General features: G+C 71.1%; 21 protein-coding genes. 8 read left to right on the forward strand and 13 right to left on the reverse strand.

The window, feature by feature from the left end:
• Window positions 1-8: 8 nt before the first annotated feature.
• The 12 genes from BJ986_RS02920 to BJ986_RS02975 all read right to left on the reverse strand — a co-directional run bounded on the left by BJ986_RS02920 (window position 9) and on the right by BJ986_RS02975 (window position 12,362).
• Window positions 9-1,397: a M16 family metallopeptidase gene (locus tag BJ986_RS02920; RefSeq protein ID WP_179420643.1), complete on the reverse strand. Its 1,389-nt coding sequence runs from the start codon at window positions 1,395-1,397 to the stop codon at window positions 9-11.
• On the reverse strand, window positions 1,394-2,680 hold the full coding sequence (locus BJ986_RS02925; protein ID WP_179420644.1) for a M16 family metallopeptidase: 1,287 nt from the start codon (window positions 2,678-2,680) through the stop codon (window positions 1,394-1,396). The genes BJ986_RS02920 and BJ986_RS02925 overlap by 4 nt, the downstream gene beginning before the upstream one ends.
• 61 nt (window positions 2,681-2,741) lie before the next feature.
• Complete coding sequence (locus tag BJ986_RS02930) at window positions 2,742-4,163, reverse strand: NAD(P)/FAD-dependent oxidoreductase (RefSeq protein WP_179420645.1); 1,422 nt, start codon at window positions 4,161-4,163, stop codon at window positions 2,742-2,744.
• Window positions 4,164-4,384: 221 nt separating this feature from the next.
• Window positions 4,385-4,897 (reverse strand): methylated-DNA--[protein]-cysteine S-methyltransferase, encoded by a 513-nt coding sequence (locus BJ986_RS16540; RefSeq protein WP_337794717.1) that lies wholly within the window; start codon window positions 4,895-4,897, stop codon window positions 4,385-4,387.
• Between the two features lie 65 nt (window positions 4,898-4,962).
• Window positions 4,963-5,385 (reverse strand): HIT domain-containing protein, encoded by a 423-nt coding sequence (locus tag BJ986_RS02940; RefSeq protein WP_179420646.1) that lies wholly within the window; start codon window positions 5,383-5,385, stop codon window positions 4,963-4,965.
• A 29-nt stretch (window positions 5,386-5,414) separates the two neighbouring features.
• The gene (locus BJ986_RS02945) at window positions 5,415-6,116 is read right to left on the reverse strand and encodes a hypothetical protein (protein ID WP_179420647.1); all 702 of its coding nucleotides are present in this window, start codon (window positions 6,114-6,116) and stop codon (window positions 5,415-5,417) included.
• On the reverse strand, window positions 6,109-6,693 hold the full coding sequence (locus tag BJ986_RS02950) for a sigma-70 family RNA polymerase sigma factor (RefSeq protein ID WP_179420648.1): 585 nt from the start codon (window positions 6,691-6,693) through the stop codon (window positions 6,109-6,111). Before BJ986_RS02950 ends, BJ986_RS02945 begins: the two co-directional genes overlap by 8 nt.
• A gap of 105 nt (window positions 6,694-6,798) precedes the next feature.
• Window positions 6,799-7,584 (reverse strand): DUF1295 domain-containing protein, encoded by a 786-nt coding sequence (locus tag BJ986_RS02955; RefSeq protein WP_179420649.1) that lies wholly within the window; start codon window positions 7,582-7,584, stop codon window positions 6,799-6,801.
• Window positions 7,584-8,897 (reverse strand): SAM-dependent methyltransferase, encoded by a 1,314-nt coding sequence (locus BJ986_RS02960; protein WP_179420650.1) that lies wholly within the window; start codon window positions 8,895-8,897, stop codon window positions 7,584-7,586. Before BJ986_RS02960 ends, BJ986_RS02955 begins: the two co-directional genes overlap by 1 nt.
• Entirely contained in the window at window positions 8,894-10,231 is a 1,338-nt protein-coding gene (locus BJ986_RS02965; protein ID WP_179420651.1) for a class I SAM-dependent methyltransferase, read from the reverse strand. The genes BJ986_RS02960 and BJ986_RS02965 overlap by 4 nt, the downstream gene beginning before the upstream one ends.
• Window positions 10,228-10,959, reverse strand: a complete 732-nt coding sequence (locus BJ986_RS02970) for a DUF1365 family protein (protein WP_179420652.1) — start codon at window positions 10,957-10,959, stop codon at window positions 10,228-10,230. Before BJ986_RS02970 ends, BJ986_RS02965 begins: the two co-directional genes overlap by 4 nt.
• The gene (locus tag BJ986_RS02975) at window positions 10,956-12,362 is read right to left on the reverse strand and encodes an NAD(P)/FAD-dependent oxidoreductase (RefSeq protein WP_179420653.1); all 1,407 of its coding nucleotides are present in this window, start codon (window positions 12,360-12,362) and stop codon (window positions 10,956-10,958) included. Before BJ986_RS02975 ends, BJ986_RS02970 begins: the two co-directional genes overlap by 4 nt.
• A 285-nt stretch (window positions 12,363-12,647) precedes the next feature.
• Between BJ986_RS02975 and BJ986_RS16545 the strand changes: the two genes are divergently transcribed.
• From BJ986_RS16545 to BJ986_RS16550, 4 genes are all read left to right on the forward strand, one after another.
• Window positions 12,648-13,691, forward strand: coding sequence for a MerR family transcriptional regulator (locus BJ986_RS16545; RefSeq protein ID WP_179420654.1), 1,044 nt, complete (start codon window positions 12,648-12,650; stop codon window positions 13,689-13,691).
• 177 nt (window positions 13,692-13,868) lie between these two features.
• Window positions 13,869-14,129, forward strand: a complete 261-nt coding sequence (locus BJ986_RS02985; protein WP_179420655.1) for a hypothetical protein — start codon at window positions 13,869-13,871, stop codon at window positions 14,127-14,129.
• Between the two features lie 3 nt (window positions 14,130-14,132).
• Window positions 14,133-15,515, forward strand: a complete 1,383-nt coding sequence (locus BJ986_RS02990; protein ID WP_179420656.1) for a DUF4331 domain-containing protein — start codon at window positions 14,133-14,135, stop codon at window positions 15,513-15,515.
• Between the two features lie 94 nt (window positions 15,516-15,609).
• Window positions 15,610-16,041, forward strand: a complete 432-nt coding sequence (locus tag BJ986_RS16550; protein ID WP_179420657.1) for a hypothetical protein — start codon at window positions 15,610-15,612, stop codon at window positions 16,039-16,041.
• A 17-nt stretch (window positions 16,042-16,058) separates the two neighbouring features.
• Here BJ986_RS16550 and BJ986_RS03000 read toward each other — a convergent pair whose 3' ends face one another.
• Window positions 16,059-18,329: a DEAD/DEAH box helicase gene (locus BJ986_RS03000; RefSeq protein ID WP_179420658.1), complete on the reverse strand. Its 2,271-nt coding sequence runs from the start codon at window positions 18,327-18,329 to the stop codon at window positions 16,059-16,061.
• Between the two features lie 322 nt (window positions 18,330-18,651).
• On the opposite strand from BJ986_RS03000, the gene BJ986_RS03005 reads away from it, so the two are divergent.
• The 4 genes from BJ986_RS03005 to BJ986_RS03020 all read left to right on the forward strand — a co-directional run bounded on the left by BJ986_RS03005 (window position 18,652) and on the right by BJ986_RS03020 (window position 23,744).
• Window positions 18,652-19,548, forward strand: a complete 897-nt coding sequence (locus BJ986_RS03005; protein WP_179420659.1) for a cation diffusion facilitator family transporter — start codon at window positions 18,652-18,654, stop codon at window positions 19,546-19,548.
• Window positions 19,549-19,788: 240 nt separating this feature from the next.
• Window positions 19,789-21,165 (forward strand): hypothetical protein, encoded by a 1,377-nt coding sequence (locus BJ986_RS03010; protein ID WP_179420660.1) that lies wholly within the window; start codon window positions 19,789-19,791, stop codon window positions 21,163-21,165.
• A gap of 204 nt (window positions 21,166-21,369) precedes the next feature.
• The gene (locus tag BJ986_RS03015) at window positions 21,370-22,455 is read left to right on the forward strand and encodes a LacI family DNA-binding transcriptional regulator (protein ID WP_179420661.1); all 1,086 of its coding nucleotides are present in this window, start codon (window positions 21,370-21,372) and stop codon (window positions 22,453-22,455) included.
• Entirely contained in the window at window positions 22,452-23,744 is a 1,293-nt protein-coding gene (locus tag BJ986_RS03020) for an ABC transporter substrate-binding protein (RefSeq protein ID WP_179420662.1), read from the forward strand. Before BJ986_RS03015 ends, BJ986_RS03020 begins: the two co-directional genes overlap by 4 nt.
• The last annotated feature ends 10 nt before the right edge of the window (window positions 23,745-23,754 follow it).

Below are 23,754 nucleotides of genomic sequence, written 5' to 3' on the forward strand. Positions count from 1 at the left end.
CCCTTGTCTCAGGCGGGAACCACCGTGACGTCGCCGATCCCGAGCTCACGCACCCCATCGGCATACGTGCTGGCGTCGCCGACGATGACCACCGTCCACTCCCCCTGCACCCACTCACGGTAGGCGGCGGTGAGGCGCTCACCGTCCAGGTCGCGCATCGCCTCGAGCGTCTGGGAGGTGAAGTCGGTGGTGAGCCCGTCCAGCGCCATCGTCGCGGCCTCGTCGGCGACGGCGTCCGCGGTGGCGAAGCGTCCGGGCGCGGTCTTGCTGATGAAGTCGACGCCGGACCGCACCTCCTCGGCGCTGAAGCCATCCCGGCCCGATGCCAGCAGGTCCAGGAGCAGGCGCACCGCCTCCACGGTCGCGTCGGCCCGCACCGAGCCCGAGGTGAGGAACAGGCCGCCGACGCGGCGGGGTCGGAACACCGAGCGGATGCCGTAGGTGTAGCCCTTCTCCTCGCGCAGGACGGCGTCGATGCGCGCGTTGGGCGAACCGCCGACCATGAACCCCAGCACGGGGTATGCCGCCCAGCCGGCGGGGGCGCGGCGGTCCGGTCCGGTCCATCCCACCAGCAGCTCGGTCTGCACCGACCCGGGTCGGTCGACGAAGACCACCCGGGCGGCGTCCTGCGCACGTCGGGCCTCGGTCGGCCCCGGCGCCGGGACGTGGGTCGGGCTGACCCAGGTGCCGAGCGTCGCCTCGGCGAGCTCGCGGACGTCCAGCCCCGACAGGTCGCCGGCGATGACGGCGGTCATGCCGGTGGGTCCCACGCGCTCGGCGTGGAAGGCCACGATGTCCTCGCGGGTCAGCGCCGTGATGCTCGACGTCGTCCCCGCGGTGGGTCGCGACGCGCGGTCCCCCTCGTCGAAGTGCGTGGCGATGAAGGCCTGCGCTGCGCGTTGCGGCGCCAGCGCTCGTTCCTGTTCGATCTGGGCGAGCCTGGTCTTGCGGTGCCGGTCCACCTCGGGCTCGGGGAAGACGGGCTCGGCGAGAGCCTGTCGCAACAGGTCGAGGGCGTCGCCGAGATGGCGCTTCGGCACGTCGAGGTCGACGCCCAGACCCCCGTCCGTGACCGAGGCGCCAAGGGCAATTCCCTTGCGCTCCAACAGCTCCGCGAACTCCTCCGGCGAGTGTTCGGCCGTCCCCTCGTCCAGGAGACGAGCCATGATGGTCGCCACCCCCTCGACCTCACGGGGCTCCACGGACAGCGGGAACGGCAGGACGGTGCGCACGGAGATGACGTACTGGCCGGGGATGTCGTAGCTGAGCAGCTCGATGCCGTTGCCCAGGGTGTCCCGAGCAGGGGTGGCGAAGCGCCACCCCTCGGGGGGCTGCACCTCCGGGCGCGGCGGGGTCCCGTCAGCGAGTCCCTCGACTGACTCGGTCGACGTCGTCATGCCACCTCCTCCTCGTCGCGGACGGCGAGGTGACGGACCACGACGCGGCTCTCGGGGCGCAGCCACCTGGCCGCCGCGGCGCGCACGTCCTCGGCGCTGACCTGCCCGATGCGGTCGAGGAAGGTGTTGACGAACTGGCTGTCGTCGTGGAGCAGGACGTGCTGGCTGATCAGGTCGGCCCGCTCCTCCTGGCCGGCGAGCGCCGAGAGCCACGAGCGTTCGGACTGTGCCATCGCGGACTCCATCTCGACCTGCGTCGGCCCCTGCGCGGCGAACCGCACGAGCTCCTCGACCACCGCGGCCTCGACCCCCTCCGGGTCCTGCCCGTCGGCGACGTCGATGACCAGGAAGCCGAGCGACACCCCGTCGACGAAGCCCATGGCGTGGGCCTGCACCGCGTTGGCCACCTGCTCGTGCCGGACCAGCCGCTGCACCAGCCGCGAGGTCGAGAGGCCGCCGAGGGCGTCGATGGCCAGTCCCGCGGCGAAGAACTCGTCGGTGTTGTCGACCGGCAGCCGGAAGGCGATGTGCATCCGGTCGTTCGGCACGTTCCCGAGCCGGTCCACGCGGACCGGCTCGTCGACCGGTTCGAGCGGCGCGACGGGGGGTCGAGCGGGCTCGGCCGAAGCAGGGAGGTGGCCGAAGTAGCGCTGCGCCGCGGCGAAGCCGTCCTCGGGGGTGAGGTCGCCGACCAGGGTGAGCACACTGTTGTTCGGCCCGTAGAAGCGGCGGAAGAACGCGTGCACGTCCTCGAGGCTGGCAGCGTCGAGGTCCTCCATGGACCCGATCGTGGGGTGGTGGTACGGGTGGCCCGGGGGGAACGCCGCGGCATACACCTCGATCAGGGCGTTGCCGTAGGGGACGTTGTCGTACCGCTGGCGCTTCTCCTCCTTGACCACGTCCCGCTGGTTGTCGAGGTTCTCCTGGGTGACCGCGTCGAGGAGGAAGCCGTGCCGGTCGGCCTCCATCCACAGGGCGAGCTCGTAGGCACCCTTGGGGACCGTCTCGAAGTAGTTGGTGCGGTCGAACCACGTCGTCGCGTTGAGCCGGCCCCCCTCGGCCATCAGCCGGGTGAAGTGCTCACCGCTGGCGATGTGCCGCGATCCCTGGAACATCAGGTGCTCGAACAGGTGGGCGAAGCCCGTGCGTCCGCTCACCTCGTGGCGCGAACCGACGTTCACCCAGATGTTGACGGTGACGGTCGGGACGGAGGGGTCGGGCGAGACGACGACCCGCAGGCCGTTGGCCAGCGTCATCTCGTGGATCGGGTAGTCCAGCGGCATGGCGCCACCCTAGGCGAGTCCCCGGCCGCGCACGTGAAATCTCAACCAGCGGGCGACGCGGTCAGAGGGCGCGGCTGCCCTCTTCGCGGGCCTGCGCGACGGACTGCGTCGGCGGTCGCCTGTCGGCCGGGACCCGCGGCAGCGAGGGGGCGTACCCCGACCCGAGCTGTTCGATCGCCGTGCGGGCGAACACCTGTTGCTCGGTCACTGTGCGTTCGGACCGTCCCCTGCCGAGGAAGCTCACTGTCCAGTGCAGGAGCGTGGTGAGCCGGTGCTTGAAACCGATGATGTAGACGAGGTGCACCGCCAGCCACAGCACCCAGGCGATGAATCCGGTGAAGTGCAGCTTGCCGATGGAGGCCACCGCACTGAACCGGGAGATCGTCGCCATGGAGCCCTTGTCGTGGTACTCGAACGGTCCCTTCTCCGGCTTACCCGCGAGTCGGCGGTGGATCTGCTCGGCGGCGTACCGCGACCCCTGGATGGCGACCTGCGCCACGCCCGGGTAGCCCTTGAGCGAGGCCATGTCACCGACGACGAACACCTCGGGGTGGCCGGGCAGCGTGAGGTCGTCGTTGACGGCGACCCGACCTGCCCGGTCGAGCTCTGCCCCGGACTGCGCAGCCAGCTGCGCGCCGAGCTCGGAGGCCTGGACACCGGCCGCCCACACCTTGCAGACGGACTCGATGCGGCGGTGGGTGCCGTCGGCGTCCTCGACGTCGATGCCGGTGGCGTCGACCCCGGTCACCTTGGCGCCCAGCTGGACCTCGACGCCGATCTCGGCGAGCCGCTGGGCGGCCTTGGCGCCGAGCTGGTCACCGAAGGCGCTCAGCACGGTGGGCGCGGCGTCGAGCAGCACGATGCGCGCCCGGCTCGTGTCGATGCGGCGGAAGTCCCTGCGCAGGGTGCGGCGCGACAGCTCGGCGATCTGGCCGGCCATCTCCACCCCGGTCGGTCCGGCGCCCACGACGACGAACGTCATGAGTCGCTCGATCTCCTTGGTGGTGCTCGCCAGCTCGGCCCACTCGAACGAGCTGAAGATGCGGCCACGGAGCTCGAGGGCGTCGTCGATCGACTTCATGCCGGGGGCGAACTGGGCGAAGTGGTCGTTGCCGAAGTAGGACTGACCCGCCCCGGCCGCGACGAGCAGGGTGTCGTAGGGGGTCACCGTGTCGCGGTCGAGCACCCGGGAGGTCACCGTCTTCGCGGTGAGGTCGATGTGGGTCACGTTGCCGAGCAGGACGCGCGCATTGCGCTGCCGCGCAAGGACTTCACGCGTCGCCGGAGCGATCTCCCCCTCGGAGAGGATCCCGGTGGCCACCTGGTAGAGCAGTGGCTGGAACAGGTGGTGCGTGGTCTTGGCGATCAGCGTGATGTCGACGTCGGCGTGCTTGAGCGCCTGCGTGCCGAACAGGCCGCCGAAACCGGATCCGACCACGACGACTCGGTGGCGGGGTGTTGCGGGTACCTGCTGCGCGGTCATGCCAACACTCTCCTGTGAAAGTCGAAGGACGGCCACCCCGGGTGGGTGTGCCGTCCTCGCTGACGCGTGCTGTGAACCAGCCACTTTCGTCAACCACCTTACGAGCCCGGGTATGCCGCCGCCACGCAGCTGTGCGGGGAATGCGATGCGCATCACGCCGTCGTCTCACGCCTTGGCGACCGAGTCTCAGGGAGGACCGAATCTCGGAAGAGGACCGAGTCTCAGAAGAGGCGGTCGGCCTCGTCCGCGGGTGGCTCCTCCAGGCCGAGCAGGAAGCGCTTGCGCTCCAGTCCCCCGGCATACCCGACGAGGGCGCCGTCGGCTCCGATGACTCGGTGGCACGGCACGATGATGCTGATGGGGTTGCGGCCGTTGGCCCAGCCGACCCGCTGGCTGAGGTTGACGTCGCCGAGCACCCGGGCGAGGTCACCGTAGCTGCGGGTCTGGCCGTACGGGATCTCGCACAGCAGCGCCCAGACCCTCTGCTGGAAGTCGTCTCCCTCGGGCGCCAGGGGCAGCGAGAACTCGGTGCGTTCCCGGGCGAAGTACTCCGTGAGCTGGGCAGCGGCCTCACCCAGCACCGGGTCGCCAGACCCGTCCTCGGCGAGCACGCCCAGGCTCTCGTCCGACGGGTGGCGGTCGGGCAGGTCCATCAGGCACGCGACGAGGGCGCCGTCCTGCGCCACGAGGGTCAGCTCTCCGAGCGGTGAGGAGGTCACCAAGTGGCTGCGCACGAGTCTGATCCTGCCAGCATCCCCCGACAGACGAGCGAGGCTCTGAACCCCGACCCCGACCCCGGTCAGGCGGGTGGTGGCGCGAGAACCGCGGCCAGCCGCGCGGCATACTCCTGCGCCTCGTCCTGCGAGGAGTACTTGGTGCGCGGCCAGAAGAAGCCCCGCAGCCCGTCACCCTTGGTCCGGGGCACGACGTGCACGTGCAGGTGTGGCACGGACTGCGACACCACGTTGTTCACGGCGACGAACGACCCTTGCGCCCCCAGGCCGCGCACGACCGCCGCGGACATCCGCTGGGCCGCCCCCATCAGGACCGGCAGCAGCTCCGCGGGGAGGTCGACGAGGGTGTCGACGTGGATCTTGGGGACGAGCAGGACGTGGCCCTTGAAGACCGGCCGGGTGTCGAGGAAGCCCATCGTGAACGGCTCGTCGAGCACCACGGTCGCGGGCACCGCGCCGTCGACGATCCGGCAGAAGAGACAGTCCACGGCCGGACTCTAGCCCCGCGCCCCGTGGGTCAGTGCCGGTGCGAGCCGCCCCCGTGCTTCGAGGACGGAGCCTTCTGCCGGTGGCTGTCTCCGGTCGCGTGAGCGGTCGCGGAGTGCCGGGCGTGGTGGTCCACCGGACCGCCCCCGTTCACGTCGGCGTGCTGGTCGTCACTGCCGACCCCGTCGTGGTGGTTGGCCGCCGCGATCGGGTTGGCCGTGTGCGTCCCGCTCGCCGTGTGCGTCCCGCCGGCCGGGTCGGCGGCATCTGCGGTGTCCGACGCCTCGGGGTGCGTGGTCTCGGTGTCCGTCGAGGTCTCGGTGTCCGTCGAGGGCTCACCCGACGGGGTCTCGGTCTCGGTGGCCTGCGACGTCGTCGAGGTGTCGCCCGGGTCGTCCTGCCGGACCTGGGCCGGCTCACGGTGGTGGCCGCCACCGGTCGCGGCCACGGCCACGCCGCCCATGGTGGCGAGCGCGAGTGCGGCGCCCACGGCGACGGCGACACGGCTGGCACGGCGGATGGGAAGTCGGACAACGGTCACGAGGTCGCTCCTGGAGAGGGGGGTGGCGCCGGCGCCCTGACCGATGGGGTCGTCCAAGAACGCGGCCAGCTCGGCGCTGGCCGCCACCGGTCCGTGGGATGCCACGGCGCGCAACGCCTCGACGGCTGGCGCCGCCGGGTCGCTGGCGGGCACGTGCAGTCCGCGGGAGGTGAGGTCTTCGGGTTCAGGCATGTCGGGGGTTCAATCGAGCGAGCACGTCCGAGGGATACGGCCCGGGCGAGAGCTTTCGCCGCAGCCCCGCCAGGCCGCGGTGCTGGAGCGACTTCACCGCGCCCAGGTCCTTGCCGAGCACCGCGGCGGTCTCCTCCAGGGTCAGGTCGGCCACCACGCGCAGCACGAGCACGGACCGCTGGTCCGGCGTGAGGGTGTCGAGCACCTCGAGCACGTGGGTCTGCGCGAGGAGCGCCAGGGCGGTGCTCTCGGCCGAGGGCACCGACGGATCGGGTCCGGCGTCGTCCAACGTCAGCCAGGGTCCACGACGGGTCCGCTGGCGGTGCCAGTCGACCTGCCTGCGGTGCGCCACGGTGAAGACCAGGGCACGGAAGGCTGCGCCCTCGCCCGAGATGCGCCCGATCTGTCGGAACACCGCGAGGAACACCTCGCTCGTGACGTCCTCCACGTCCGCGACGCCGTGCCAGCGCAGGTACCCGGCCACCCGCGGGGAGAGCTCCTGCCACAGCCGCCCGAAGGCGGCTCCGTCACCCTCCCTCGCCGCGGCGACGGCAGCGTCCAGCCCGGCAGCGTCCACCGAAGTCCACCTCCGCTCACCCGACTCGTGGCGCCCTGCCCGCCAATCGAGGACAGTAGCGGTTCTGGCGTGGGTTTGCGGGAGTTTGCCCCCGTCTGGTGCGGGTCAGCGCCGTGGCGGGCGCGGCAGGAAGTAGCTGGTGCGCTGCTGGTAGGCCGCGTAGCCCGGGCGTTCGGCCATGTGCTTCTCGAGGAGCCGCGCCCCTGTCGCGAACACGAGGAAGTAGGTCATGGCCACCGGCGACAGCACCGTCAGGACACCGGGCCAGGCGCTCGCCGCGACCAGCCAGATCCCCCACCAGACGCAGGAGTCGCCGAAGTAGTTGGGGTGGCGCGTCCAGGACCAGAGCCCGCGGTCCATCACCGTGCCCTTGTTCGCGGGGTCGGCCTTGAAGTCCTTCAGCTGCTTGTCCCCCAGCGCCTCGAAGGTGACCCCGAGCAGCCAGAGCAGGAGCCCGACGGCAGCCACGGGGACGACCCCCGTGCCGCTCGCCGCGCTGACCTGGATCGGCAGCGAGACGAACCACACCGCCAGCCCCTGGACTCCGTACACCTTGCGGATCGCGACCAGCGTCGGGTTGCCGCTCTCCTGCGCCAGCATCTGCGCGTAGCGCGGGTCCTCACCCTTGCCGTGGTTGCGCTGGTGCATGTGCCTGGCCAGCCGCAGCCCCCACAGGGCGACGACGACGAACAGCAGCAGCCGACGCCAGCCCGCGCCGTCGCCCACCAGAGCAGCTACCGCGGCGACGACCACGAACCCCAGACCCCACGTCGTGTCGACGACGCTGACCCGGCCCTGGCGATGGCCCTCGACAGCGGTGCCGACCATGAGCACGACGACGGCCAGGAGTGAAAAGCCGGCCACCGCAAGGAAGTTCGTGGTGTCGAACATCAGGACCAGGCCGCCGGACGCACCGGCTCGAGCTCGGAGGCGCCGTCGTCCGGGCGGACGGCGAGGATCTGGTCGACTCCCATGCGGCCGTCGCGGAAAGCCATCGCGCCGCCGACGAGGTAGAGCCGCCAGACCCGGGCCACCTCCTCGCCGACGAGGCCGACGACCTGGTCGATGTTGTCCTCGAACGTGCGGTGCCAGGCGGCCACGGTGCGCACGTAGTGCTCGCGCAGGGCGTGCACGTCGCGCACCTCCAGACCCGAGCTCTCGATGAGGTCGACGGTCTCGCCCACCGGGCGCATGTGCATGTCCGGGGCGATGAACGACTCGATGAACGGCCCGCCCCCGGGATGGCGGCCGCGGCGCGACATCTGCTGCACCAGGACGCGACCACCGGGACGCACGCGGTCGTGCAGCACCGCGGCATACGTCCGGTAGTTGCGCTGGCCCACGTGCTCGCCCATCTCGAGCGACACGACCGCGTCGAACCCGTCGTCAGGCACCTCCCGGTAGTCCTGCAGCCGGATCTCCACGCGGTCCTGGAGCCCGCGCTCCGCGATCCGCGCATCGATGAACTTCTTCTGCTCGGCCGCGATGGTCACCCCGGTGACCCGCGCGCCGAAGTGCTCCGCGGCATACAGGCTCATGGAGCCCCAGCCGCAGCCGACGTCGAGCAGCCTGGACTCCGGGCCCAGCCCGAGCTTGTGCCCCGCCAGCTCGAACTTGTCGCGCTGGGCGTCCTCGACGGTGTAGTCGGAGGCGGTGGACCGCCAGTAGCCGCAGGAGTAGGCCATGTGCGGATCGAGGATGAGGCTGTAGAAGTCGTTGGACAGGTCGTAGTGGTGGTGGATGGCCTCACGGTCACGCCCCACGCTGTGCAGGCGGCCCTTCAGCACCGCCTGGCTGGCCGGAGCCGGCAACGGGAGCCCGATGGCGCCGGCCGAGCGGGCGACCTTGAGCAGCGCGGCGATCGCCGCAGGAGTGGGCCGTATGCCGCTGAGCTGCCGCTGCTGGGCCACCGACCACACGTGCGTGAGGGCTGCATCGAGGTCGCCCTCGACATCGAGCTCGCCGGTGACGTAGGCCTGGGCCGCCCCGAGCTCCCCCGGGTGGCGCAGCAGCCGACGCAGCGCCCGCGGCGACCGCAGGGTGACGTGCGGCGCGTCGGCGGGGCCCGCCGCGCTGCCGTCCCAGGCGCTGAGGCGCACGGGCAGGTCACCGCCCACGAAGGGTGCCAGCGCGGCGGCGATCTCGCCCGCGATGCCGGATGCCTCAGCGGCAGTAGGGGACTCGACTCTGTCCATGGTGGTCATCGGCCCTGCTCCCGCTCCAGGACGAGCTGTTGGACGTCGAGGTAGCCCGAGCGGAAACCGGCCCGCGAGTACTCGAGGTAGAAGTGCCACATGCGGTCGAACACCTCGTCGAACCCGAGCGTGCGGACCCGGTCGAGGGAGGACAGGAAGCGCTCGTCCCAGAGCCGCAGCGTCTCGGCGTAGTGCTGCCCGAACGACAGTCGCTCGCTGACGTGCAGGGTGGTGTGGTCGCGGTTGACGTCGACGATCGCCTCGGTCGAGGGGAGGAACCCGCCGGGGAAGATGTACTTGTTGATCCACGTGTAGGTGTACTTCGTGGCCACCATCCGGTCGTGCGGCATGGTGATCGCCTGGATGGCGACCTTGCCGCCGGGCGCCAGCACGCTGTCGATCTTGCGGAAGTACTCCGCCCAGTACTGGTGCCCCACGGCCTCGATCATCTCGACGGACACGACGGCGTCGAACTCACCCTCGACCAGGCGGTAGTCGAGCAGCTCGACCGACACGGCGTCGCTGTACCCCGCGGCGGCGATGCGCTCACGCGCGAGGGCCTGCTGCTCGCTCGAGAGCGTCACCGACAGCACGGTGGCGCCCCGGGCGGCGGCGCGGATGGCGAGCTCACCCCAGCCCGTGCCGATCTCCAGGACGCGGGAGCCCTGGGCCACCCCGGCGGAGTCCAGCATCCGGTCGACCTTGCGACGCTGGGCGTCCGCGAGCTGGTCCCAGGTGGGCGCCAGCCGCGGAGTGCTCGTGGTGACGCTCTCCCCCGCGACGGCGTGACCCGACTGCTCGTCGCCGGTGAACAGCGCCGAGGAGTAGCTGAGGGTGGCGTCGAGGAACGTGGCGAACATGTCGTTGGACAGGTCGTAGTGCCGGGCGATGTTGCTGCGGGTGTTCTGCGTCGTGTTCCGCTCGGTGCGCGGCGCACGGGCGACGTAGAAGGCGCGGAGCTTCTGCAGCGGCTCGGGGATCAGGGTGCCCATCTGGGCGGCGAACACCTCGAGCAGGCCGCCGAGGTCGTCGGCGTGCCAGTCGCCCGCCATGTACGACTCGCCGAAGCCGATGAGTCCCCCCGCCCCGAGCGCCGCGAAGAAAGCGTCGGGGCGGTCGAGGACCATGAGCGGCGCCTGGGGGTCGGTGGCGGCACCGCCCACGATGGCCTCACGGCCGAGCTGGATGCGGACCGGCAGGCGCCGCGCGACGGAGAGGAAGATCCGGCGGGCGACGGCGCCCTCGACGGCCCGCCGCGCCTTGGCGCGGCGGGCGGTCAGGTCGGGCCAGCGGCTGGCGTCGATCACGGGCCGGGTGGACAGGCGTGCGGCGGCGGTGGTCACTGGACGGCCTCCTGGTGGTGGGAAGGGCGCGGTTGCACCGGAAGGCGGCGCAACCACAGGCGGATGCCGAGCCAGCGGATCCGCGCTGCGACGGCAAGGGGTTCGAGGGGTTGGGTGATCGCGAGCCGCACGACCGTGGCGGTCCGCACCGGCAGGGCGCGTCCACGCAGGCCGGCCACGAACGGGTCCTGACCCGGGCGTTCGAGGACGACCCGGACGTGGACCTTGTCACCGGGAGCCGGGATGGTCAGCCGGTAGCGGCCGGACACGTCGTTGAACGGGCTGACGTACAGGGCTTTGTCCACCTCGGCGTGACCGTGCTCGTCGGCGTGCACGAGGTACGCATGCCGGTCGCCGTAGGTGTTGTGGACCTCCACGACGTTGCAGGCGAGGCGGCCGTCAGGGGTGTGGCACCAGTAGACGCTGATCGGGTTGAACACCGTGCCGAGGACGCGAGGCATCGTCAGCATGAGGATCTGGCCGCCCTCGAGGTCGACGCCCTGGGTGGCCAGGAAGGTGTCGAGGTTCTCGCGCAGGCTGCGCGCCGCAGTGCCCAGGTGGTCACGGGACTCGAAGCTGGCGAGCCGGCGGAGCAGACCCAGGCGCGGCAGGTCGTCGAGGTCCACCAGCCAGGTGTGGCTGCGGTTGGTGAACCGGTGCTGGATCGGCGACGTGCGCGAGTGGACGATCGAGGTCGCGTAGATGCGCGTGGACGCAGAGGCCTTCACCGTGCGCCCACCTCCTCCAGGTCGCCCTCCGCCTCCCGCTCACCGAGCAGCTGCGCGCGTCCGGCGGTCCCGGTCACCTCGGCGACCCCGGCGATGTCGGCGTCGGCGGCCACCCCGGCGTGGGGCTCTGCGACGCTCCAGGGAACCCCGAGGGCAGCCGCCGCGGCGACACCCGACCGGGCGCCGTCCTCGTGGAAGCCCCATCCGTGGTACGCGCCGGCGAAGGCGACCCGGGCCGAGTTGAGCTGCGGCAGACGCCGCTGCGCTGCAACGGATTCCGGCGTGTAGAGCGGGTGTTCATAGCTCATCGTGTCGATGACCAGGCTCTGGTCCACGCAGTCCACGCCGTTCAGTGTGACGAGGAAGCGACGATCCGGCACGTCGAGCCGCTGCAGCCGGGTGAGGTCATAGGTGACCAGCACGCCGGTCCCGCTGACCCCGGCGCGTCGCCAGTAGTTCCACGACGCTCGGGCACCGGAAGACCGGGGCAGGACTGACTCGTCGGTGTGCAGCTGGGCGATGTTGGTGGAGTAGCGAATTGCCCCGAGGACGTCGCGCTGGTCCTGGGTCGGCTCTGCCAGCATGGCCAGCGCCTGGTGCGGGTGGGCCGCGATCACGACGGAGTCGAAGGACTCACTGTGACCATGGGCGTCCGTGACGACGACCCCGTCGGCAGTCTCGAGGACGGACCGGACCGGGGTGGACAGCCGGAGGTCGGCGAGACCCGCGGCCAGCGCCTCGACGTAGCGCTGGGACCCGCCGGTGACGGTCCGCCAGGTCGGCGAACCGAACACGGTGAGCATGCCGTGGTGGTCGAGGAACTCGAAGAGGTAGCGGGCCGGGTACTCCTGTGACACCGCCGGGTCGCAGGACCAGACCGCGGCCACGACCGGCTCGAGGAAGTGGCGCGAGAAGTAGGGGCTGAAACCACAGCGCGCGGCGAACGCACCGAGCGTCTCGTCGCGGTCGGCGTCGGTGGCCTCCCGGGCCAGCACCGCTCGCGCCTCGCGGTGGAACTTCTTCACCTCCGTGAGCATGCGCAGGTAGGCCGGGTCCGTCAGGTTGCGCAGCCGCGGGAAGAGGCCCCTGGCCGCCCGCGCCCCTGCATACTCCAGGCCGCTCTCGTCGTCGCGGACGGACATGCTCATGTCCGACTCCTGCGTCGCGATGTCGAGCTCGGCGAAGAGCCGCAGCAGGGTCGGGTAGGTGCGGTCGTTGTGCACGATGAAACCGGTGTCGACACCGATCGTGCGGCCATGGACCTCCACCTCGTGGGTGTCGGCGTGGCCGCCGAGACGGTCGTCGGCTTCGTACAGCGTGACCGGACCCTGCGTGCTGAGCACGTGGGCTGCGGCGAGTCCGGCGATCCCGCTGCCGATGACGGCGCGGCGTGGTGCAGGCATGGTGGTCCATCCGTTCTGGGTGACGGGTCGACAGTGGTTCGGTGCGCCCCACCGGATGGATTGGGTCACTGCACCAGCCGCCCGTATGCCGCCCAGCCGACCGCCGGCTGCGGCAGGACCGGCTGGCTCATGGCCACATCCTGTCAGCAGGCAGAGCCCCACGAGGCGATTGCTGTCCATGGTTTGCCCAAGGATCCGGAGCGCCGCCCAGCACGCTCCCGGAGCGTCGCCGAGCACCGGTCCCGGACGCTGCTGGATGCCGATCCGGGACGCTGCCCATGAGCGATGTGGGACCCTGCCACCGTGTACACGATTGGGCACGCCGCTCGACTGACCGGCGTGCCGTCCGCCACCTTGCGCGCCTGGGAACGGCGCTACGGGTTGGTCACGCCGGTCCGTACTGAGGGCGGCTACCGGCTGTACGACGAGCCTGGACTCCAGCTGCTCCGGGCCATGGGCGCCCTGGTGGCCGCCGGCTGGTCGCCGCGCGAGGCCGCCGAGCACCTGCGCGCCGACACCACCGACACCGCGTCGCAGGCCCGGCAGCAGCCGTGGGATGCCTACCTGTCGGCCACGACGGGGGCCGGGAGCGGAGGTGCCGCGAGCGCAGCGGCGGAGAGCTCTGGGGTCGTCGGGCAGGGCGACGTGCGGAGCACCGGGGCGCCGGGAGGTGGGCCTGATCCGGACGCGCCCGTGGCCGCAGGAGCCTGGGACGTCACGGCGCTGGCCCGCGGCGCCGCCGAGATGGATCCGGCCGCCGTGGGCGAGGCGGTCGACCGGGCCTTCGCAGCCGGCAGCTTCGAACAGGTCGTGGACACCTGGCTGATGCCAGCCCTGCAGATGCTCGGGGACCAGTGGAAGGCCGGGCGGGTCGACGTCGCCGGGGAGCACGTCGTCAGCGCGACGCTCCACCGGCGGCTGGGGGCAGCCATGGAGGCGGTGTCGACTGCACCGCGCGGGCCGCGGGTGACCGTCGGCCTGGCCCGCGGGTCACACCACGAGCTCGGCATCCTGGCGTTCTCGGTGGTCCTGCGGCGGGCGGGCGTCGACGTCGTGTACCTCGGCGCCGACCTGCCTGCGCAGCACTGGGTCGCCGTGGTCGAGCACCACGAGCCGGCCGTCGTGGTCCTCGGGGTCCCCACGGCAGCCGACGTGCTGCCCGCGCGCGAGACCGTGGCGGCGCTGCGCGCGGCCCGGCCGCGGCTCACCGTGCACGTCGGCGGGGGCGCGCAGTTCGAGGTGGGTCAGGGCACCGTCCCCCTGGGCCACGCCGTGGCCGCGGCCGCTCACCGCCTCGCCGAGGGATTGCGTACGGCCGACGCCGACTGACACGGCGGCCCATCCGGCAGAGCACGCAGAAATTTCGTCTCTTGGCGGGACCCATCCGTCTGACGACCGGCATCGAATGTGAGGTGGGTCACGTCAGCGACGAGGTGATGCCCCCGCTGGCCTGGCCGCCCGCACGCGTGGGTTCAGGGTGCCCGCGCCCTCTGAAGGAGTCAGCACATGAGCGATACATCCCGGCGGATCTTCCTGGCTGCGGCCGGGTCGAGCGCCGCAGCTGCAGCGGCTGTCGCAGCCGCACCTGGGGCGCTGGCCGCCCCCCACGCCTCCAGCCCGGACGCAGCGAAGCCGGACGGCCAGCCACTGGTCGCCTACATCGACGACGTGACGACGGGTCGCGTGGCCATCCTGTTCGGTGAGGACGAGGTGGTCGTGCAGGACGCCGACCTGGTCCGCCGCCTCACCCGGGCCGCGAGGAGGTGACCCATGTCCTCTCACCGCGAGGCTCCGGAGGTCTCCAAGGACCCGGTGGCCGACAACACCGACGTCTACGCCTTCGTCAGCCCTGACAAGCCCGACACGGTCACCCTGCTCGCCAACTTCATCCCGTTCCAGAACCCCCAGGGCGGGCCGAACTTCTACGAGTTCGGGGACGAGGTGCTCTACGAGATCCACGTGAGCAACCGGGGCGACGCCAGACCCGACGTGACGTACCAGTTCCGGTTCCGCACCAAGGTCCGCAACGACTCCACCTTCCTCTACAACACCGGTCCGATCGACTCGATCGACTCCCCGGCCTGGAACCGTCCGCAGTCGTACTCCGTGACCCGGGTGGCGCGCGGCGACCGAGCCCGGCTGCTGGCGAGCCACCTTGCCTGTCCCCCGGTCAACATCGGCCCGCGGAGCACCCCGAGCTACACCGCACTGGCCAGTCAGGCGGTGCACTCGATCCAGGGTGGCCGCACCGTGTTCGCGGGACAACGCGCCGAGGGCTTCCACGTCGACCTCGGGAGCATCTTCGACCTCGGCACGCTGCGGCCCTTCCAGATGCTGCACCTCATCCCGTCTGCGGCTGCCGTGGGCGTGAACGGCACCCAGGGCCTCAACGTCCACAGCATCGCGCTCCAGGTCCCGATCTCCGACCTCACCCGCCGGGGCACGACGCCGACGGACCCGCTCGACCCCGGCTCGGTCATCGGAGTCTGGGCCACGGCGAGCCGGCAGAAGTCGCGGATCTGGGACGCCGAGCGAGGAAGCCACTCCTGGCGCGGGCCGTACAGCCAGGTCTCCCGCCTGGGGAACCCGCTGTTCAACGAGGTCATCACCCCGATGGCCAAGAAGGACCGCTGGAACTCCAGCGCGCCCCACGACGACTCCCACTACGCGAGCTACGTCGCCAGACCTGAGCTGGCACGCCTGCTGCCTGCCCTCTATCCGGGAGTGTTCCCGCACCTGGCGGCGTACACCAAGGACCGGGCCGACCTGCTCGCCATCCTGCTCACCGGCATCCCGAAGGGCGTCGTGCCCGGCTTCCAGAACTACACCGGAAGCACCCAGGCCGACATGCTTCGGCTCAACGTGGCGGTGCCCCCGACCACGACCAACCCCAACCCGATCGGCCTCGTCGCGGGTGACGCGGCCGGCTTCCCCAACGGCCGGCGGGTGATCGACGACGTCGTGACGATCGAGCTGCGGGCGGTGGCCGGTGCCACGATCCCGCTGGTCGACCCGACCTTCGTCCCGGACGGGGCGGCAAGTGTCGTCACCGACGGGACCTCCAACACGAACGCGGCATATCTCGACGCGTTCCCCTACCTCGGCCACCCGGCCGGGGGGTACCAGACCACTCCCGGGACCCCCGGGGGCTGAGAGCGTCGTGGCGGCGCCCGGGGACCACCAGCCGGGTGCCGCCACGGCCCGCCACGGCCCGCGACAGCAGCAACGAACCAGCAAGGAGGCCGCCATGGGCGGCAACAGCGAGAACCCGTATGCCGGTCAGGGACCGGTCCTGCTCGACATCGGCGGGGACGTGGGCGCCCTCGTGGTGGTCATGCCGACGGACACCGAAGGGCTCGAGGTGGAGCTCCGCCCGGTCGGTGCCACGCATGGCCACACGCACTCGCACGCCCACTCCCATGACCATTCGCACGACCACTCCAGGGGCCACTCCCAGGACCACTCGCACGGTGGCGGGGACAGGCACCTACACGCCCACCCGGCATACCCTCACGTCGCGGTGGTCGCGCGACCCGAGGGCGATGGCGTGATCCACACCCTCGTCTACCCGTCGGTGGCCGAAGGCGAGTACGAGCTGTTCGTCCTGCCGGACGGACCGGTCGCCATGACGGCATCGGTCCTGGGCGGCCGGATCACGCGCAACCGCTGGCCCGCCTAGCGACGCGGCGCCCGCGGCTACTGAGTGGCCGACAGCTCCGTCGTGGAGAAGAGGTCGAGCGTCGGGACGGGCGCAGCCACGGCCACAGCGCCGGACGGCCCAGCGGCCGTGACGGTGGAACCGCCCACGACAGGTTCGTCGACCACACGGTCCGCACCGTCGGCGGCTCCGAGCTCCTCGCTGAGGGCGTCGACGAGCAGTGCCACGAGAGCCTCGAGCTGCACGTCCGCCGACGAGCCCACCTCGTCGTCGGAACCGTCGAGGGCCCGGGCAGCCAGCCCGGCCTTGCTGTCGATGAGCTGGGCGATCTTGGCATCGATGGTCTGGGCGGCGATGATGCGCCAGGCCGTGACCGGCTCGTCCTGGCCGATGCGGTGGACGCGGTCGATCGCCTGGGTCTGCTCCGCCGCCGTCCAGGACAGCTCGGCCAGCACGACGTTCGAGGCGACCTGCAGGTTGATGCCGACGCCGGCGGCGGTCAACGAGCAGACGACGATCGCGACGTCGGGGTCGTTGACGAAGGCGTCGATGTTCGCCTTGCGCACCTTGGCGCTCTGGTCGCCGCGGATCGAGGCGTACCTGACACCGCGCCTGGCGAAGGTCTCCTCCGCGACGTCCATGACGTCGATGTGCTTGGCGAAGAACACGACCTTGCCGACGCTGCGCGCCAGCTGTCCGGCGTAGTCGGCGGCCAGTCCGGCCTTGGCCTGGCCGATCTGCCGCATGACGGTGAACACGTTGTCGCCGGACTTGGCCTTGCTCCCCTCCTCGCGCTCCCAGGTCGCGACCCGGCGCACCAGGTCGTGGTCGATCCCTTCGACGACGACTCCGGACGTGCGGGCAGCGAGCGCCGCGTGGTACCGCTTGACCAGGCGCCGCGCCAGCTCCTGCTCCGCGGCCCGGATGGACCGGCCGGCGTCGTCGTCGAGCTCGACGGGCAGGTCCGCCACACGCCGGGCGGGGATGTCGGCGGCGACGTCGACCTTGCGGCGACGGACGATGCCGAGGTCGATGACGCTCGCCCTGGCCGCCGCGTAGAACCCGGAGTCCGCGGGGGTCAGGCCGGTCTCCTCGAGCGCGGCCATGAGGGCGTGGCGGGGCTTCTTCTCCTCGATCCAGCCCAGGAACTGCCAGATCGCGCGGAAGTCCTCGATGTCGTTGATCAGCGGGGTGCCCGTGAGCGCCATGAGCAACGGGTTGGGGGTGCGCGAGCGGATCCGCTCGGCGAGCTGCAGGACGTGCTGCGAGCGCTGCGAGGTCTTGTTCTTGATGAAGTGCGCCTCGTCGACGACCATCCCGCGGAAGCCGAGGTCACCGAGCCACCCGACGTGGCGGTCGAGGACCTCGTAGTTGACCACGACGATGTCGGCGAAGCCGTCGATGGTGTCCCCGTTGCCGTGGATGACCGTCGCGGGGTGACTCGGGGTCCACAGCTCGGCCTCGTGGGCCCAGTTGGCCTTGACCACGTTGGGGACGACGACCAGGAGCGGGTAGGCGTTCGCGGCCTGGGCGGCGAGCAGCGCCTGCGCGGTCTTGCCCAGACCCGGCTCGTCCGCGAGGAGGAAGCTCCGGTGGCCGGCCGCGGCGGCAGCGACGACCTGCCCCTGGTGGTGCATCAGCTGGAGCTCACCGGCCCCGCGCAGGACGTGGTCCGGCTCGGGCAGGTCCATGCAGGACGAGTCGCCGCCGTACTCGAAGGCCCTGAAGAGGGGTCCGAGCAGCTCCCAGCTGGCCAGTCGGCCCGTGGTCGGCCGGCGCGTGGCGACCGCGCTGAAGTCGGGGGCGAGGAAGGGGTTGGCGAGCTGGCGGGCGACGACGGACTGGGGCACGGCGCGCCGCTCCGGCGGGGCCGTCGTGGCTGTGGGGTCGGCCTCCTCGACCACCTCGGGCTCCGGCTCGGCACCGGCGGCGCGCAACATGTCACGGCGCAGGCCGGCTGCCGCGCCGCTGACGACGGCATCCTCGGCCAGCAGGGCGAGCAGCGAGGTGTCGCGCGCTGCGGTCTTGGCCAGGATCGTCGCGACGCCGTCGAGCCGCTTGAGCTGCGCCTCGCGCTCGGCGGGGGTGACGGTGGGGTCGGCCTTGACCCGCGCCCGCTCCTCGCGCACCAGCAGGGCGATGACCTGGAACTTGACCCGTCCCGCGGGCTTGACGCGTCCGCGCTGCGCGTCCGTCTCCACCTCGCGCACAGCCCGCGCGAGGACCGGGATGATCCCCTCGTTGTCGAGGGGACGACCACGCCGCTGGGTGCGCTGGCCGCCGGACTGGCGCTGGCCTCGTTGAGCCAAGAACTCCTCCTCAGGATGCCCGCGGTCGAGCGGGCCGGGCGGAACGACGGTGCCGCGCAGTCGCGCGGCCGGGCGGTATGGGACGCCGAGCCGCCCAGGCCCGAAGGACCGTGCGCTCCGCGATCCCGCAGTGCTGGGACAGCTGGGCGGGCCAACCCCGACGTCTCGCCCACGCATGCAGCCGACGACCAGGGCTCGAGGTCCGCACGGCTTCGAGGAGTCGTCACCGGTGGTGCGGCACGGCCTGGGGCCGGTTCATCCGATACTACCTCTGCGGCGCGTACGATCGGGACATGCGCTGCGTGAAGCATGGCGTGGCGCCGTGAGCGGCCACACGCACGGTCGCCCGGGTGCGACTCACCGATGGCGGCTGCGCACCGCCTTCGTCCTCGTCGCCGCCTTCTTCGTCGTCGAGCTGGTCACCGGCCTTGCCTCCGGCTCGCTGGCGCTCCTGAGCGACGCCGGCCACATGGCTGCCGACGTGGTGGCCCTCGGAGCCGCGCTCGTCGCGACCCGGATCGCCGCCCGCCCCGACACCACCGGTCGGCGGACCTTCGGCTCCTACCGCGCGGAGGTCTTCGCCTCCGGTCTGGCGGTCCTGCTCATGCTGGGCGTCTCGTGCTACATCGCCGTCGAGGCGGTCGCGAGGATCGGGGTCGTCCCGCAGGTCGCCTCGGGACCGATGCTCGTCGTCGGCACGGTCGGTCTGGTCGTGAACATCGCGTGCCTGACCCTTCTGCGCGGAGGCGCCGCGGAGTCCCTGAACGTCAGGGGCGCCTACCTCGAGGTGGTGGCCGACACGCTGGGTTCGGTCGGCGTCGTCGCTGCCGGCGCGCTGGTGGCGGCCACCGGGAGCGCCTGGTGGGACACCGGGGTCGCCCTGGCCATCGCGGCCTTCGTCGCGGTGCGGGCCGTGATGCTCGGACGTGAGGTGTTGGTGGTCCTCGGACAGCACGCCCCTGCCGGGATGGACGCCGACACGGTGGCCCTGGCCCTCGCCGGTGTCCCCGGCGTGAGTGACGTCCACGACCTGCACGTCTGGACCCTGACGTCAGGCATGAACGTCGCGACGGCCCATCTGGTCACCGCGCAGGACGCTGACGCCCACGGGGTGCTCGACCAGGCCATGCAGGTGATGCGCGGCCAGTTCGGCGTCGAGCACGCCACCCTCCAGGTCGAGCCCGACACCCACACGAGCTGCAAGGAAGTCACCTGGTAGTGCGGCGACCAGCACTCAGTCGGCATTGAGTCGGCGTTTGAGTCGGCACTGAGCACTCAGGGCTGAGAGATTATACGCCGGGGTTTTCAATCCAGCGACGGAATTGGGCAAACCCTTACCCGTTTCAACCAAACGTATACAAGATTGGTACTCAAATCTGCCCCCTTGGGGTAGAAAGGGCCGCCGGATGGTAGCGCCCGGTGCCACATTGGCGATCTCAAACCCAAGGGGGTAGGCGCCATGGTGCCTCAGATCGTCAGGTTGGAACGCGCCGGAGTGTGCGGATGTGGGGAGCTCGTCCCGGCGGGCGAGCAGGCGGGGTATGCCGCGGCCTACGAGAGTGTGATGTGCCTGGACTGCCTGGCCGCCGAGTGGCCCGAGAGCAGACCGGTCGAGGCCGTGCGGAACGGTCCCGCCGTCGTTCCTGCCGTCTGGACGACCGACGCGATGATCATCGAGGCGACGCTGAAAGCCCTGCGCGAAGGGTCGGGGCCGACGCCGGGCAAACCCGCGCCCGAGGTCCTGCACGTGCCGACTGAGTGGTCCTCCCTCAAAGCACCGGTCCCCGCCGACGAGCCAGCCTCCGCCGAGCCGGATGCAGCTGGGCCGGATGCCCCGGCGCGGCAGGACGCCCCAGCCTCGGACCAGCTGATCACGCTGCCGCAACGCAAGCCGCGGTCCCAGCAGTCACGGCCGGCCGACCCCGCCGCGCCCCCCGTTGACGAGACGTTTGATGACACGTTTGCAGAGCCGTTCGACGGGACGGTCGAGCCCGTTGGCGAGGTTGTTGACGAGCTGGTCGACGAGACGGCGGTTGCCGAGCCGGTGGACGAGCCACTCGCGCTGGCGGCCGAGGTCGCGGAATTGCCGGCCGAGGTCGCGGCAGCCGCGACCGCGCCGGCGGTCCTGCCCGCCATCGACGTTCCAGCGACCCCGGCGTCGACGGCAGACCCGGCTGCTGGCGAGGCGCAGACGCGCCGCTCACGGCACGAAGCGGCAGCCGTCCAGGACCTGGCGATGCCTGCGGCGGCGCCCCGCCGCCGGGCGGGCCTGTTCAGCCGCCTGCTGACCGTCCGGTCGTTCCGGACCCAGCAGTCCCAGCCGAAGGTCAGCAAGTCCCACGTGGCGGTGCGCTCCCTTCTGGGCGCGGCGACCGCGAAGGGCGTCCTGACCCTGCACAACCGGCGGGTGCCCGGTCGGCGCGGCCCCATCGAGCACATCGCGATCGGGGCGTCCGGCGTCTACGTCATCGATGCGCTGCACTTCAAGAACGCCTCGATCGAGGTCCGTCCGTCGGACGGGGTCGACGGCTCCGGCGACGACCTCGTCGTCGGAGGGCGGGTCATGAACCCGGCTGTGCGGGCCGTCGCCCAGCGCGTCGAGGTGCTGCGGCTGATCCTCGTGGCCGCCGGCCTCGACAACGTCCCGGTGACCGGCGCCCTGTGCTTCGTCGACGGCCTCCTCCCCCTCGGGGTCGCTGACCTCGAGGTCGGCGGGATGCACGTCCTGCGGCCCAGCGGCCTGACGGCACTGGTGGCCGGTCCGGGCATGTTCGGCCCGGAAGACCGACAGACGCTGCTCGACTTCCTGGCGGAGCGACTGCCGGCGGTGGCATGACTCCCGCAGGGAGGAAGTCATGCCACCTCGGCACGACCTGAGCCACGCGGAACAGCTGAGCAGCGCGGCACGACAGGAGGCCCGGACCACTGGTCCGGGCCTCCTGTCGTGCCAGCACCTTGGCCGAGCCGCAGTGCCCTAATTTTCCGGATCGTCCTCGTTTACCCATTGACAGACCATCATCTAAACCGGTTTAGTGGCGACATGGCCCGCCCCACCATCAACGACGTGGCCCGCGCTGCGGGCGTGTCGAAGGGTGCCGTCTCGTTCGCTCTGCACGACCGGCCCGGTGTCGCGCCGGCGACCCGCGAGCGGATCCTGAAGGTGGCTCGCGAGATGGGCTGGACCCCCAGTGCGCGGGCCCGGGCGCTGTCGGTGTCGAAAGCCCTGGCGGTGGGCCTGGTGATGGCCAGGCGCCCCGAGACCCTGCGTGCCGACCCGTTCTTCCCCTCCTTCATCGCCGGTCTGGAGACCGTGTTGTCCGACCGGGGATACGCGTTGCTCCTGCAGGTCGTGACCGACCCGGACAAGGCCCGGCAGAGCTACCGCCGCCTGGCCGACGAGGGCCGCGTCGACGGCGTCTTCGTCACTGACCTGCTGGTGGACGACGAGCGTCCCGCGCTCCTGGCCGAGATCGGGCTCCCGGCGGTCATCGTCGGCCCCGGGATCGAGAACCCGTACTGGCCCGTGGTCGGCGCCGACGACGCGCCGGGCATCGTCGCCGCCGTCGAGCACCTCATCGCCCTCGGCCACACGCGCATCGCCCACGTGGGCGGACCGAGCGACGTGGTGCACGGGGTGTCGCGCAAGCAAGCGTGGTGCAGCACCCTGCGCGCGGCAGGGCTGCCCGACTCGCCGTTCGTCGAGACGGACTTCTCGGCCGAGTCGGGGGCCGCGGCGACGCGACAGCTGCTCGACCTCGTGGAGCCGCCGACCGCCGTCATCTACGCCAACGACCTCATGGCCATGGCGGGTCTTTCGCTGGCGGTGTCCCGTGGCGTCGACGTGCCCGGTCAGCTGTCGATCGTCGGCTTCGACGACACGGAGATCGCCGCCCACCTCCAGCCCGCCCTGACCAGCGTCCGGCAGGACGCGATCGCCTGGGGCGCGGCCGCAGCCATCCGGTTGCTGGAGCTCATCGACGGCACACCGCCGACCCCGATCGAGCTGGCCCCGCCAGCGCTCGTGGTCCGGGCATCGACAGGCCCAGTCAGCACCGGTGCGGCACACGCCGCGCCCGCACAACGACGACGTTCCACCCGGGAGCGCGGACGAATGGAGAAGCAATGAGATCCAAGCTCGTGATGGGAACGGTCGGTGTCGTGGCGTTGAGCCTGACAGCGGCCTGCGGAGGTGGCGGCGGCTCGACCGGTGGCAGCTCGGCTGCCGGGGCCAAGGGCCCGATCAAGGTGTGGCTCTCGAACAACCCTGAGGAGATCGCCTGGGGCCAGGCCATGATCAAGGCCTGGAACGCCGCCAACCCCAAGGAGACCGTCACCGGCCAGGAGATTCCCGCCGGCAAGACCTCTGAGGAGGTCATCGGCGCGGCCATCACGGCCGGCAACGCGCCGTGCCTCGTCTTCAACACGGCACCAGCGGCGGTGCCGCAGTTCCAGAAGCAGGGCGGACTCGTGGCGCTCGACGGCTTCAGTGGCGGCGCGGCATACGTGCAGGCGCGCACCGGCAAGGCAGCGGACCAGTACAAGTCCTCGGACGGGAAGTTCTACCAGATCCCCTGGAAGTCCAACCCCGTGATGATCTTCTTCAACAAGGACCTGTTCAAGAAGGCCGGGATCGACACCACCAACCCGCCGCTCGCCACCTACGACCAGTTCCTCGCGACGAGCCGCAAGATCAAGGCGAGCGGCGCGGCGCAGGCAGCCATCTGGCCCGCACCGAGCAGCGAGTTCTTCCAGTCGTGGTTCGACTTCTACCCGCTGTATGCCGCGGAGACCGGTGGCACGCAGCTGGTGGAGAAGGGCAAGGCCACCTTCAACTCCGACGCCGGCAAGAAGGTCGCGAACTTCTGGGCCAGCATGTACTCCGCGGGGCTGTCCCCCAAGGAGGCGTACAACGGCGACTCGTTCGCCGATGGCAAGGCGGCCATGGCGGTGGTGGGCCCCTGGGCCATCTCCGTGTATGGCAAGAAGGTCAAGTGGGGCGTCGTGCCGGTTCCCACCTCCACGGGTAAGAGCCCTGACCAGATCCACACCTTCTCCGACGCCAAGAACATCGCCATCTACTCGGCCTGCAAGAACCAGGGCACCGCTTGGGACCTGCTCAAGTTCGCCACCAGCAAGGACCAGGACGGCAAGCTGCTCCAGATGACCGGTCAGATGCCGCTGCGCGAGAACCTTGCCGCGACCTACCCGGACTACTTCACGTCGCACCCGGAGTACAAGCTGTTCGCGGACCAGGCAGCCCGGACCACCGAGGTGCCGAACATCGCGAACTCGGTGACCATCTGGCAGACGTTCCGTGACGCCTACTCCTCGTCGGTGATCTTCGGCAAGACCCCGGTCGACGCGGCGCTCTCGCAGGCCGCCGACAAGATCAACCAGCTGGCCAGCCAGCCGTGACCGGGCCCAG

Source organism: Pedococcus badiiscoriae (assembly GCF_013408925.1).
GTDB classification, from domain to species: domain Bacteria; phylum Actinomycetota; class Actinomycetes; order Actinomycetales; family Dermatophilaceae; genus Pedococcus; species Pedococcus badiiscoriae.